The 13,356-nt window shown below is 53.9% G+C and carries 7 protein-coding genes, 1 tRNA gene and 3 rRNA genes; 9 read left to right on the forward strand and 2 right to left on the reverse strand.

Annotation, left to right across the window (positions count from 1 at the left end; translation table 11 throughout):
* Positions 1-7: 7 nt before the first annotated feature.
* The 3 genes from V1587_RS03875 to V1587_RS03885 all read left to right on the forward strand — a co-directional run bounded on the left by V1587_RS03875 (position 8) and on the right by V1587_RS03885 (position 1,761).
* Entirely contained in the window at positions 8-598 is a 591-nt protein-coding gene (locus V1587_RS03875) for a YjaG family protein (protein ID WP_008503468.1), read from the forward strand.
* Positions 599-784: 186 nt separating this feature from the next.
* Positions 785-1,057: a nucleoid-associated protein HU-alpha gene (gene hupA, locus V1587_RS03880; protein ID WP_002445246.1), complete on the forward strand. Its 273-nt coding sequence runs from the start codon at positions 785-787 to the stop codon at positions 1,055-1,057.
* Positions 1,058-1,068: 11 nt separating this feature from the next.
* The gene (locus tag V1587_RS03885; protein ID WP_024908250.1) at positions 1,069-1,761 is read left to right on the forward strand and encodes a DUF1481 domain-containing protein; all 693 of its coding nucleotides are present in this window, start codon (positions 1,069-1,071) and stop codon (positions 1,759-1,761) included.
* 96 nt (positions 1,762-1,857) lie between these two features.
* Here V1587_RS03885 and purD read toward each other — a convergent pair whose 3' ends face one another.
* Positions 1,858-3,150: a phosphoribosylamine--glycine ligase gene (purD, locus tag V1587_RS03890; RefSeq protein WP_371899862.1), complete on the reverse strand. Its 1,293-nt coding sequence runs from the start codon at positions 3,148-3,150 to the stop codon at positions 1,858-1,860.
* 15 nt (positions 3,151-3,165) lie between these two features.
* Positions 3,166-4,755, reverse strand: a complete 1,590-nt coding sequence (purH, locus tag V1587_RS03895) for a bifunctional phosphoribosylaminoimidazolecarboxamide formyltransferase/IMP cyclohydrolase (protein WP_111966118.1) — start codon at positions 4,753-4,755, stop codon at positions 3,166-3,168.
* Between the two features lie 560 nt (positions 4,756-5,315).
* Here purH and V1587_RS03900 point away from each other — a divergent pair.
* From V1587_RS03900 to aceB, 6 genes are all read left to right on the forward strand, one after another.
* Positions 5,316-6,855, forward strand: a 16S ribosomal RNA gene (locus tag V1587_RS03900).
* Between the two features lie 85 nt (positions 6,856-6,940).
* Positions 6,941-7,016: transfer RNA gene (locus V1587_RS03905), tRNA-Glu, on the forward strand.
* 183 nt (positions 7,017-7,199) lie between these two features.
* Positions 7,200-10,104: ribosomal RNA gene (locus V1587_RS03910) — 23S ribosomal RNA — on the forward strand.
* 76 nt (positions 10,105-10,180) lie between these two features.
* Positions 10,181-10,296 (forward strand): 5S ribosomal RNA (gene rrf / locus V1587_RS03915).
* Together the 16S, 23S and 5S rRNA genes with 1 tRNA gene alongside form the textbook arrangement of a ribosomal RNA operon.
* Before the next feature lie 242 nt (positions 10,297-10,538).
* Positions 10,539-11,468, forward strand: coding sequence for a homoserine O-succinyltransferase (gene metA, locus V1587_RS03920; protein WP_008503405.1), 930 nt, complete (start codon positions 10,539-10,541; stop codon positions 11,466-11,468).
* Positions 11,469-11,738: 270 nt separating this feature from the next.
* Positions 11,739-13,340 carry a malate synthase A gene (aceB, locus tag V1587_RS03925; RefSeq protein WP_371899838.1) on the forward strand — a complete coding sequence of 534 codons (1,602 nt, stop codon included), beginning with the start codon at positions 11,739-11,741 and terminating at the stop codon, positions 13,338-13,340.
* The last annotated feature ends 16 nt before the right edge of the window (positions 13,341-13,356 follow it).

Here is a 13,356-nt window from a genome sequence, read left to right on the forward strand (position 1 = left end):
GATCATCATGCTACAAAACCCGATTCACCTGCGCCTTGAAAAGCTGGAAAGCTGGCAGCACGTCACCTTTATGGCTTGCCTGTGCGAGCGTATGTATCCCAACTATGCCGCGTTCTGCAAGCAGACGGGCTTTGGTGATGGCCATATCTATCGCCGCATTCTGGATCTGATCTGGGAAACGCTGACGGTGAAAGACGCGAAGGTGAATTTCGACTCTCAGCTCGAAAAGCTTGAAGAGGCGATTCCGGTTGCGGATGATTTTGACCTGTACGGCGTCTACCCGGCGATTGATGCCTGCGTGGCGTTAAGCGAACTGCTCCACTCCCGTCTGAGCGGTGAAACGCTGGAGCACGCTATTGAAGTCAGTAAGGCATCTATTACGACCGTCGCGATGCTGGAAATGACCCAGGAAGGTCGCGAGATGACCGACGAAGAGCTGCGCGCGAACCCGGCAGTTGAGCAAGAATGGGACATTCAGTGGGAAATTTTCCGCCTGCTGGCAGAGTGTGAAGAACGCGATATTGAGCTGATAAAAGGGCTGCGCGCGGACTTACGAGAGGCTGGTGAGAGCAATATTGGTATAATTTTTAACCAATGAGACAATAAAACTTGAGATAACGCCCGTTTTGTCGCTCCTCGACTCTTCCCTTTCGCCCCTTGTCTGGTCTACATTTGGGGGGCGAAAAAAAGTGGCTATCGGTGCGTGTATGCAGGAGAGTGCTTTTTTGGCATTTTCGTCGCACTCGATGCTTAGCAAGCGATAAACACATTGAAAGGATAACTTATGAACAAGACTCAACTGATTGATGTAATTGCGGACAAGGCTGATCTGTCTAAAGTGCAGGCTAAAGCTGCTCTGGAATCTACCCTGGCTGCTATTACTGAGTCTCTGAAAGAAGGTGATGCTGTACAACTGGTTGGTTTCGGTACCTTCAAAGTGAACCACCGCGCTGAGCGTACTGGCCGCAACCCGCAGACCGGTAAAGAAATCAAAATCGCCGCAGCTAACGTGCCGGCATTTGTTTCTGGTAAAGCACTGAAAGACGCTGTTAAGTAAGACGCGTGGCAGTGAACAGTTTTAGCGAAGGGGCGGCAACGCCCCTTTTGTCTTTCTGGCGTGGAACGCTCGCGCTGGCAGGCATGCTGCTGCTGTCCGCCTGCAGCCACGACACCTCCCTGCCGCCGTTTACCGCCAGCGGCTACGCGGACAACCAGGGCGCGGTCAGGATCTGGCGCAAAGATTCCGGCGGCGAAGTGCATCTGCTTTCTGCCTTCAGCCCGTGGCATAACGGCAATACGTCGACGGCGGAGTATCGCTGGCAGGGAGATGACCTGTCGCTGATTGAGCTGAACGTTTACAGCAAGACCCCAGAACACGTGAAAGTGCGTTTTGACGACCATGGCGAGCTGAGCTTTATGCAGCGCGAAGTCAGCGGTCAAAAACAGCAGCTTTCCAGCGATCAAATCGCCCTCTACCGTTACCGTGCCGAACAAATCCGCCAGACCAGCGATGCGCTTCGTCTTGGACGCGTCGTGCTGCGCCAGGGGCGCTGGCATAACGACGGGACGGTGACGACCTGCGAAGGGCAAACGGTCAAGCCTGAGCTTGAATCCTGGGCGACAGAACACATTCAACGCCGTCAGCGTCATTCATCAATGGAAGTGAGTGTGGCGTGGCTTGAGGCGCCGGAAGGTTCTCAATTGCTATTGGTGGCGAACGAAGACTTCTGCACCTGGCAGCCAACAGAGAAGAGTTTCTGAGTTCTGTGGATTAAGCCGGATGGCGCTGACGCATATCCGGCCTACGAACGATCCCCTCTCCCCATGGGAGAGGGTTAGGGTGAGGGCGAGGAGGAATTACTCCCCCTGCTCGCGCGCAATCGCGCGATAGCCGATATCCTGACGGCTAAAGCTACCATTCCAGTGAATATCCGCCATCAGCGCATAGGCGCGCTTCTGCGCTTCTGCCACGGTATGGCCCAGCGCGGTTGCACACAGCACGCGGCCGCCGTTGGTCAGAACGCGATCGTCCTCAGCCAGCTTCGTACCGGCGTGGAACACCTTCGCACCTTCCCTCTCTTCCAGCGGCAGACCGTGGATTTCATCTCCGGTGCTGTAGTTGCCCGGATAACCACCCGCAGCAATCACCACGCCGAGAGACGCACGCTCGTCCCACTCGGAGGTTTTCTCGTCCAGCTTGCCATCGCAGGCTGCCAGGCACAGATCCACCAGATCGGATTTCATGCGCAGCATGATTGGCTGCGTTTCCGGATCGCCAAAGCGGCAGTTGAATTCGATGACCTTAGGGTTACCCTGCTTGTCGATCATCAGACCTGCGTAAAGGAAACCGGTGTAGGTATTCCCCTCTGCTGCCATTCCCTTCACGGTAGGCCAGATGATGCGATCCATGGTGCGCTGGTGGACTTCGTCAGTCACGACCGGAGCAGGGGAGTAAGCGCCCATCCCGCCGGTGTTAGGACCCGTGTCGCCATTGCCCACACGCTTGTGGTCCTGGCTGGTGGCCATCGGCAGAACGTGCTCGCCGTCGACCATCACGATAAAGCTCGCCTCTTCACCGTCGAGGAACTCTTCAATCACGATGCGGTGGCCCGCATCGCCAAAGGCGTTACCTGCCAGCATGTCCTGAACCGCGGCTTCGGCTTCGTCGAGCGTCATCGCGACGATCACGCCTTTACCGGCGGCCAGACCGTCGGCCTTGATAACAATCGGCGCGCCCTTCTCACGTAACCAGGCCAGAGCAGGCTCCACTTCAGTGAAATTCTGATATTCCGCCGTCGGGATGTTATGACGCGCGAGGAAATCTTTGGTGAAGGCTTTGGAGCCTTCCAGCTGCGCGGCGCCTTCCGTTGGGCCGAAGATTTTCAGGCCCGCTGCGCGGAACGCATTCACCACGCCAATCACCAGCGGCGCTTCCGGGCCGACGATCGTTAGATCGATTTTCTCGCTCTGGGCAAAGCTCAGCAGCGCCGGAATGTCGGTCACGCAGATAGCCACGTTCTGCAGCGCGGGTTCCAGTGCGGTACCGGCGTTACCCGGCGCCACGAAGACCGTTTTCACCAGCGGAGACTGCGCCGCTTTCCACGCCAGCGCGTGCTCGCGTCCGCCGTTACCAATCACTAATACTTTCATTTTCAGCTCCGGGAATTAATGGCGGAAGTGGCGCATGTCGGTGAAGATCATCGCAATGCCGTGTTCGTCGGCAGCGGCAATCACTTCGTCATCGCGGATTGAACCGCCAGGCTGGATCACGCAGGTGATGCCGACAGCGGCTGCGGCGTCGATGCCGTCACGGAACGGGAAGAAGGCGTCAGAAGCCATGGCGGAGCCTTTGACTTCCAGACCTTCGTCACCTGCTTTAATACCCGCGATTTTCGCAGAGTAAACGCGGCTCATCTGGCCTGCGCCTATCCCGATGGTCATGTTCTCTTTGGCGTAGACGATGGCGTTGGATTTAACGAACTTCGCGACTTTCCAGCAGAACAGCGCGTCACGCAGTTCCTGTTCGGTCGGCTGACGTTTGGTCACTACGCGCAGGTCGGCTTCTGTGACCATACCCAGATCGCGGTCCTGAACCAGCAGGCCGCCGTTCACGCGCTTGAAGTCCAGGCCCGGCACGCGTTCTGCCCACTGGCCGCAAATCAGCACGCGCACGTTCTGTTTTGCCGCGGTGATTTTCAGCGCTTCTTCGGAGGCCGATGGTGCGATGATCACTTCAACGAACTGGCGGGAGATGATGGCCTGAGCCGTTTCAGCATCCAGCTCGCGGTTGAAGGCGATAATGCCGCCGAACGCGGAGGTCGGGTCGGTTTTGTAGGCGCGATCGTAGGCATCCAGAATAGAGGTGCTCACGGCAACGCCGCATGGGTTTGCGTGCTTGACGATAACGCAGGCAGGCTCGCTGAACTCTTTCACGCATTCCAGCGCGGCGTCGGTGTCAGCAATGTTGTTATAGGAGAGCGCTTTGCCCTGAACCTGCTGAGCGGTCGCAACAGAGGCTTCTTTTACCTCTTCTTCTATGTAGAAGGCTGCCTGCTGGTGGCTGTTCTCGCCGTAGCGCATATCCTGCTTCTTAATGAAGTTCAGATTCAGGGTACGCGGGAAGCGGCCAGAAGGATCTTTGCTTTCACCGTGGTACGCTGGCACCAGGCTACCGAAGTAGTTGGCGATCATGCTGTCATACGCCGCGGTGTGCTCGAAGGCTTTAATGGCGAGGTCGAAACGGGTATCCAGAGTCAGTGACCCTTCGTTGGCATCCATCTCATTAATAATGGTCTCGTAATCGCTGCTCTTCACCACGATAGCCACATCTTTATGGTTCTTGGCTGCTGAGCGCACCATGGTTGGGCCGCCGATATCAATATTCTCTACAGCATCTTCCAGAGAACAGCCTTCGCGGGCAACGGTCTGGGCGAACGGGTAGAGGTTAACGACAACCATGTCGATCGGAGCGATATCATGCTGTTCCATAATAGCGTCGTCCTGACCGCGACGGCCAAGAATACCGCCGTGCACTTTCGGGTGCAGGGTTTTGACGCGTCCATCCATCATTTCCGGGAAACCGGTGTAATCGGACACTTCGGTTACCGGCAGACCTTTATCTGCTAACAGGCGAGCGGTACCGCCTGTAGAAAGCAGCTCCACACCGCGTGCAGAAAGTGCCTGAGCGAATTCGACGATACCGGCTTTATCAGAAACACTGAGCAGAGCGCGGCGGACTGGACGACGTTGTTGCATGGTAAATCCCCTGGATTTCACGATTACAGAGAGCGTTAGATGAATTTTCCTGCGAAAAACTCATCTAACACACCTGACGAGGCATCCTTGTTAAGCGCGAGCATTTTAACGAAAACGTTTGCGCAACGCTCGCACATTTTCACTTTTTCGTATCATTGTGGATAAGTCTGTGTGTAAAAAGGTATAAGGCGGGGTTTTGCTGTGGAATGCAGCAGTCAGTCATTTTTCTGTCATTTAGCGGTTGCGGCCTGCGAAGAACTCCCTATAATGCGCCTCCATCGACACGGCGGATGTGAATCACTTCACAAACAACCCGGTCGGTTGAAGAGAAAAAATCCTGAAATAACGGGTTGACTCTGAAAGAGGAAAGCGTAATATACGCCACCTCGCAACGGTGAGCGAAAGCCGCGTTGCACTGCTCTTTAACAATTTATCAGACAATCTGTGTGGGCACTCAAAGTGACATGGATTCTTAATGTCTTCGGACAATAAATGAATACCAAGTCTCTGAGTGAACATACGTAATTCATTACGAAGTTTAATTCACGAGCATCAAACTTAAATTGAAGAGTTTGATCATGGCTCAGATTGAACGCTGGCGGCAGGCCTAACACATGCAAGTCGAGCGGTAGCACAGAGAGCTTGCTCTCGGGTGACGAGCGGCGGACGGGTGAGTAATGTCTGGGAAACTGCCTGATGGAGGGGGATAACTACTGGAAACGGTAGCTAATACCGCATAACGTCGCAAGACCAAAGAGGGGGACCTTCGGGCCTCTTGCCATCAGATGTGCCCAGATGGGATTAGCTAGTAGGTGGGGTAACGGCTCACCTAGGCGACGATCCCTAGCTGGTCTGAGAGGATGACCAGCCACACTGGAACTGAGACACGGTCCAGACTCCTACGGGAGGCAGCAGTGGGGAATATTGCACAATGGGCGCAAGCCTGATGCAGCCATGCCGCGTGTATGAAGAAGGCCTTCGGGTTGTAAAGTACTTTCAGCGGGGAGGAAGGTGTTGAGGTTAATAACCTCAGCAATTGACGTTACCCGCAGAAGAAGCACCGGCTAACTCCGTGCCAGCAGCCGCGGTAATACGGAGGGTGCAAGCGTTAATCGGAATTACTGGGCGTAAAGCGCACGCAGGCGGTCTGTCAAGTCGGATGTGAAATCCCCGGGCTCAACCTGGGAACTGCATTCGAAACTGGCAGGCTAGAGTCTTGTAGAGGGGGGTAGAATTCCAGGTGTAGCGGTGAAATGCGTAGAGATCTGGAGGAATACCGGTGGCGAAGGCGGCCCCCTGGACAAAGACTGACGCTCAGGTGCGAAAGCGTGGGGAGCAAACAGGATTAGATACCCTGGTAGTCCACGCCGTAAACGATGTCGACTTGGAGGTTGTGCCCTTGAGGCGTGGCTTCCGGAGCTAACGCGTTAAGTCGACCGCCTGGGGAGTACGGCCGCAAGGTTAAAACTCAAATGAATTGACGGGGGCCCGCACAAGCGGTGGAGCATGTGGTTTAATTCGATGCAACGCGAAGAACCTTACCTACTCTTGACATCCAGAGAACTTTCCAGAGATGGATTGGTGCCTTCGGGAACTCTGAGACAGGTGCTGCATGGCTGTCGTCAGCTCGTGTTGTGAAATGTTGGGTTAAGTCCCGCAACGAGCGCAACCCTTATCCTTTGTTGCCAGCGGTCCGGCCGGGAACTCAAAGGAGACTGCCAGTGATAAACTGGAGGAAGGTGGGGATGACGTCAAGTCATCATGGCCCTTACGAGTAGGGCTACACACGTGCTACAATGGCGCATACAAAGAGAAGCGACCTCGCGAGAGCAAGCGGACCTCATAAAGTGCGTCGTAGTCCGGATTGGAGTCTGCAACTCGACTCCATGAAGTCGGAATCGCTAGTAATCGTAGATCAGAATGCTACGGTGAATACGTTCCCGGGCCTTGTACACACCGCCCGTCACACCATGGGAGTGGGTTGCAAAAGAAGTAGGTAGCTTAACCTTCGGGAGGGCGCTTACCACTTTGTGATTCATGACTGGGGTGAAGTCGTAACAAGGTAACCGTAGGGGAACCTGCGGTTGGATCACCTCCTTACCTTAAAGAACCTGCCTTTGTAGTGCTCACACAGATTGTCTGATGAAAAGTAAATAGCAAGGCGTCTTGCGATTGAGACTTCAGTGTCCCCTTCGTCTAGAGGCCCAGGACACCGCCCTTTCACGGCGGTAACAGGGGTTCGAATCCCCTAGGGGACGCCACTTGCTGGTTCGTGAGTGAAAGTCACCTGCCGTCATATCTCAAAACTGACTTGCGAGTCAAGTTTGAGATATTTGCTCTTTAAAAATCTGGATCAAGCTGAAAATTGAAACGACACATCTTTAATGGTGTGTTCGAGTCTCTCAAATTTTCGCAATCGGAAGTGAAACATCTTCGGGTTGTGAGGTTAAGCGACTAAGCGTACACGGTGGATGCCCTGGCAGTCAGAGGCGATGAAGGACGTGCTAATCTGCGAAAAGCGCCGGCGAGGTGATATGAACCTTTGACCCGGCGATGTCCGAATGGGGAAACCCAGTGTGATTCGTCACACTATCGTTAACTGAATACATAGGTTAACGAGGCGAACCGGGGGAACTGAAACATCTAAGTACCCCGAGGAAAAGAAATCAACCGAGATTCCCCCAGTAGCGGCGAGCGAACGGGGAGCAGCCCAGAGTCTGAATCAGCTTGTGTGTTAGTGGAAGCGTCTGGAAAGTCGCACGGTACAGGGTGACAGTCCCGTACACGAAAGCACACAGGTTGTGAACTCGAAGAGTAGGGCGGGACACGTGGTATCCTGTCTGAATATGGGGGGACCATCCTCCAAGGCTAAATACTCCTGACTGACCGATAGTGAACCAGTACCGTGAGGGAAAGGCGAAAAGAACCCCGGCGAGGGGAGTGAAAAAGAACCTGAAACCGTGTACGTACAAGCAGTGGGAGCACCTTCGTGGTGTGACTGCGTACCTTTTGTATAATGGGTCAGCGACTTATATTCTGTAGCAAGGTTAACCGTATAGGGGAGCCGAAGGGAAACCGAGTCTTAACTGGGCGTTAAGTTGCAGGGTATAGACCCGAAACCCGGTGATCTAGCCATGGGCAGGTTGAAGGTTGGGTAACACTAACTGGAGGACCGAACCGACTAATGTTGAAAAATTAGCGGATGACTTGTGGCTGGGGGTGAAAGGCCAATCAAACCGGGAGATAGCTGGTTCTCCCCGAAAGCTATTTAGGTAGCGCCTCGTGAACTCATCTTCGGGGGTAGAGCACTGTTTCGGCTAGGGGGCCATCCCGGCTTACCAACCCGATGCAAACTACGAATACCGAAGAATGTTATCACGGGAGACACACGGCGGGTGCTAACGTCCGTCGTGAAGAGGGAAACAACCCAGACCGCCAGCTAAGGTCCCAAAGTCATGGTTAAGTGGGAAACGATGTGGGAAGGCACAGACAGCCAGGATGTTGGCTTAGAAGCAGCCATCATTTAAAGAAAGCGTAATAGCTCACTGGTCGAGTCGGCCTGCGCGGAAGATGTAACGGGGCTAAACCATGCACCGAAGCTGCGGCAGCGACACTATGTGTTGTTGGGTAGGGGAGCGTTCTGTAAGCCGTTGAAGGTGGCCTGTGAGGGTTGCTGGAGGTATCAGAAGTGCGAATGCTGACATAAGTAACGATAAAGCGGGTGAAAAGCCCGCTCGCCGGAAGACCAAGGGTTCCTGTCCAACGTTAATCGGGGCAGGGTGAGTCGACCCCTAAGGCGAGGCCGAAAGGCGTAGTCGATGGGAAACAGGTTAATATTCCTGTACTTGGTGTTACTGCGAAGGGGGGACGGAGAAGGCTATGTTAGCCGGGCGACGGTTGTCCCGGTTTAAGCATGTAGGCGGAGGTTCCAGGTAAATCCGGTACCTTTTTAACGCTGAGGTGTGATGACGAGGCACTACGGTGCTGAAGTAACAAATGCCCTGCTTCCAGGAAAAGCCTCTAAGCATCAGGTAACATCAAATCGTACCCCAAACCGACACAGGTGGTCAGGTAGAGAATACCAAGGCGCTTGAGAGAACTCGGGTGAAGGAACTAGGCAAAATGGTGCCGTAACTTCGGGAGAAGGCACGCTGATATGTAGGTGAAGCCCCTGCGGGTGGAGCTGAAATCAGTCGAAGATACCAGCTGGCTGCAACTGTTTATTAAAAACACAGCACTGTGCAAACACGAAAGTGGACGTATACGGTGTGACGCCTGCCCGGTGCCGGAAGGTTAATTGATGGGGTTAGCGGCAACGCGAAGCTCTTGATCGAAGCCCCGGTAAACGGCGGCCGTAACTATAACGGTCCTAAGGTAGCGAAATTCCTTGTCGGGTAAGTTCCGACCTGCACGAATGGCGTAATGATGGCCAGGCTGTCTCCACCCGAGACTCAGTGAAATTGAACTCGCTGTGAAGATGCAGTGTACCCGCGGCAAGACGGAAAGACCCCGTGAACCTTTACTATAGCTTGACACTGAACACTGGTCCTTGATGTGTAGGATAGGTGGGAGGCTTTGAAGCGTGGACGCCAGTCTGCGTGGAGCCATCCTTGAAATACCACCCTTTAATGGCTGGTGTTCTAACGTAGACCCGTAATCCGGGTTGCGGACAGTGTCTGGTGGGTAGTTTGACTGGGGCGGTCTCCTCCCAAAGAGTAACGGAGGAGCACGAAGGTTAGCTAATCCTGGTCGGACATCAGGAGGTTAGTGCAATGGCATAAGCTAGCTTGACTGCGAGAGTGACGGCTCGAGCAGGTGCGAAAGCAGGTCATAGTGATCCGGTGGTTCTGAATGGAAGGGCCATCGCTCAACGGATAAAAGGTACTCCGGGGATAACAGGCTGATACCGCCCAAGAGTTCATATCGACGGCGGTGTTTGGCACCTCGATGTCGGCTCATCACATCCTGGGGCTGAAGTAGGTCCCAAGGGTATGGCTGTTCGCCATTTAAAGTGGTACGCGAGCTGGGTTTAGAACGTCGTGAGACAGTTCGGTCCCTATCTGCCGTGGGCGCTGGAGAATTGAGGGGGGCTGCTCCTAGTACGAGAGGACCGGAGTGGACGCATCACTGGTGTTCGGGTTGTCATGCCAATGGCACTGCCCGGTAGCTAAATGCGGAAAAGATAAGTGCTGAAAGCATCTAAGCACGAAACTTGCCCCGAGATGAGTTCTCCCTGACCCTTTAAGGGTCCTGAAGGAACGTTGAAGACGACGACGTTGATAGGTCGGGTGTGTAAGCGCAGCGATGCGTTGAGCTAACCGATACTAATGAACCGTGAGGCTTAACCTTACAACGCCGAAGCTGTTTCGGCGGATGAGAAACAGACAATCAAATTTCAGCTTTGATACAGATTTAACAGAATTTGCCTGGCGGCTTTAGCGCGGTGGTCCCACCTGACCCCATGCCGAACTCAGAAGTGAAACGCCGTAGCGCCGATGGTAGTGTGGGGTCTCCCCATGTGAGAGTAGGGAACTGCCAGGCATCAAATAAGAAGAACCCCGTACCGAAAGGTGCGGGGTTTTTTGCTATGTGCGTCAGAAATCATGCCGGATGGTTTTGTAGGCCCGGTAAGCGCAGCGTCACCGGGCGAATCAGACCGCACTATCCTCTCCTTGAAACTTTCTCACCTTCTGCTTGCAGACTCGACATTCATACCATTTCTGGGTATCGTTAGCTGTCTGGATGTCTAAACGTTTATACGTATGCTGTGAGGATATAAAGCTATGCCGATTCGGGTGCAGGACGAGCTACCAGCCGTCAATTTCTTGCGTGAAGAAAACGTCTTTGTCATGACGACTTCACGTGCGACAGGTCAGGAAATTCGCCCGCTGAAGGTGCTTATTCTCAATCTGATGCCAAAAAAGATCGAAACAGAAAACCAGTTCCTGCGTCTTCTGTCGAACTCCCCGCTGCAGGTCGATATTCAGCTGCTGCGAATCGATGCCCGTGAGTCACGCAATACGCCTTCTGAGCATCTGAACAACTTCTACTGCAACTTCGATGACATTCAGGGTGAAAACTTCGACGGTCTGATTGTGACCGGCGCGCCGCTCGGTCTGGTGGAATTTAACGATGTCGCTTACTGGCCGCAGATCAAACAGGTTCTGGAGTGGGCAAAAGATCACGTCACGTCCACGCTGTTTGTCTGTTGGGCGGTACAAGCCGCACTGAATATTCTTTATGGCATCCCCAAGCAAACCCGCACTGAAAAGCTCTCCGGCGTATACGAACACCATATTCTCCATCCCCATGCGTTGCTGACGCGCGGGTTTGATGATTCTTTCCTGGCCCCACATTCTCGCTACGCTGACTTCCCGGCCCAGCTGATTCGTGATTACACCGATCTGGAAATTCTGGCCGAAACGGAAGATGGGGACGCTTACCTGTTTGCCAGTAAAGATAAGCGCATTGCCTTTGTGACCGGGCATCCTGAGTACGATCCGCACACACTTGCGTCAGAGTATTTCCGTGATGTCGAAGCGGGTCTTAATCCGGATGTACCGTACAACTATTTCCCGAAAGACGATCCGCAAAACAAACCGAGAGCGACCTGGCGCAGCCACGGGAATTTGCTTTTTACTAACTGGCTCAACTATTACGTCTACCAGATAACACCATACGATCTGCGTCACATGAATCCAACGCTGGAGTAATCGTCTGCACTAAACGATCCTAAAGCGTTTCAGCTATTCAAATCAGGCACCTTCGGGTGCCTTTTTTATTTCCGAAATGTCACTCACCGTTCGATCCAACTTTAATATCAATTAAATCAATCAATTAATCGCAATTAATAATTAAAATGGAAATTGTTTTTGATTTTAGAAAAAATATAGATAGTCTTAATTCTGCTGAGCGAAAACTACCCAACGATCTTTCGTTCGCATTGGGAGCGTGATTTTGGATCTTTGATGAGGAGCAGAGTAATGACTCAACAGGCAACGACGGTCGATGAACTGGCCTTTACCCAGCCGTATGGCGAGCAAGAACAGCAAGTTTTGACGGCGGAAGCGGTAGAATTTCTGACTGAACTTGTGACTCGCTTTACGCCGCAGCGAAATAAGCTGCTGGCGGCACGTATTCATCAGCAGCAGGAAATTGACGATGGCAAGTTGCCTGGCTTTATTTCGGAAACCGCTTCCATTCGACGCGGCGAGTGGAAAATCCGCGGAATTCCTGAAGATTTACAGGATCGTCGCGTTGAGATCACCGGTCCGGTAGAGCGCAAAATGGTGATCAACGCCATGAACGCCAACGTTAAGGTCTTCATGGCCGATTTTGAAGACTCGCTGGCGCCGGACTGGCGTAAGGTCATCGAGGGGCAGATCAACCTGCGCGACGCCGTGAACGGCACCATCAGCTATACCAACGAAGCCGGAAAAATATACCAGCTCAAGCCGAACCCGGCGGTACTGATCTGTCGCGTACGCGGCCTGCACCTGCCTGAAAAACACGTCACCTGGCGTGGAGAAGCCATTCCGGGCAGCCTGTTTGATTTCGCACTCTATTTCTTCCACAACTACAAAGCCCTGCTGGCGAAGGGCAGCGGCCCGTATTTCTATCTGCCTAAAACGCAGGCCTGGCAGGAAGCCGCCTGGTGGAGCGAGGTCTTCAGCTACGCGGAAGATCGTTTCAACCTGCCGCGCGGTACTATCAAAGCCACGCTGCTGATTGAAACGCTGCCCGCCGTGTTCCAGATGAATGAAATTCTGCACGCCCTGCGCGACCACATCGTCGGCCTGAACTGCGGACGCTGGGACTATATTTTCAGCTACATCAAAACCCTGAAAAACTATCCCGATCGCGTACTGCCGGATCGCCAGGTCGTGACCATGGATAAACCGTTCCTGAGCGCCTACTCGCGTCTGCTGATCAAAACCTGCCACAAGCGCGGTGCCTTTGCGATGGGCGGCATGGCGGCTTTTATCCCGAGCAAAGACGCAGAGCGCAACAATCAGGTGCTCAACAAGGTGAAAGCCGATAAAGAGCTTGAAGCACGCAACGGCCATGACGGGACGTGGATTGCCCATCCGGGCCTGGCCGATACGGCGATGGAGGTCTTCAACCGCGTACTCGGTGACAATAAAAACCAGCTGTTTGTCACGCGCGAAGACGATGCCCCAACGGCTGAAGAACAGCTGCTGGCACCGTGCGCGGGTGAGCGTACGGAAGAGGGCATGCGGGCCAATATTCGCGTCGCGGTCCAGTACATCGAAGCGTGGATCTCCGGTAACGGCTGCGTGCCGATCTACGGCCTGATGGAAGATGCTGCGACGGCGGAGATCTCACGTACCTCTATCTGGCAGTGGATCCACCATCAAAAAACGCTCAGTAACGGCAAGCCGGTGACCAAATCCCTGTTCCGCCAGATGCTGGCCGAAGAGATGCGGGTGATCCAGGACGAGCTGGGCGAACACCGCTTCAGCAGCGGACGTTTTGACGACGCTGCGCGCCTGATGGAGCAAATCACCACATCAGATGACTTAATCGACTTCCTGACCCTGCCGGGCTACCGCTTCCTGGCGTAACTCATCACATAACAAT

Source organism: Enterobacter sp. ECC-249 (assembly GCF_043965265.1).
Lineage (GTDB): Bacteria > Pseudomonadota > Gammaproteobacteria > Enterobacterales > Enterobacteriaceae > Enterobacter > Enterobacter quasiroggenkampii.

Coding starts and splice junctions, on each gene's coding strand:
- V1587_RS03875 (WP_008503468.1), top strand. CDS start 8: ATGCTACAAAACCCGATTCACCTGCGCCTTGAAAAGCTGGAAAGCTGG.
- hupA (WP_002445246.1), top strand. CDS start 785: ATGAACAAGACTCAACTGATTGATGTAATTGCGGACAAGGCTGATCTG.
- purD (WP_371899862.1), bottom strand. CDS start 3,150: ATGAAAGTATTAGTGATTGGTAACGGCGGACGCGAGCACGCGCTGGCG.
- purH (WP_111966118.1), bottom strand. CDS start 4,755: ATGCAACAACGTCGTCCAGTCCGCCGCGCTCTGCTCAGTGTTTCTGAT.
- metA (WP_008503405.1), top strand. CDS start 10,539: ATGCCGATTCGGGTGCAGGACGAGCTACCAGCCGTCAATTTCTTGCGT.
- aceB (WP_371899838.1), top strand. CDS start 11,739: ATGACTCAACAGGCAACGACGGTCGATGAACTGGCCTTTACCCAGCCG.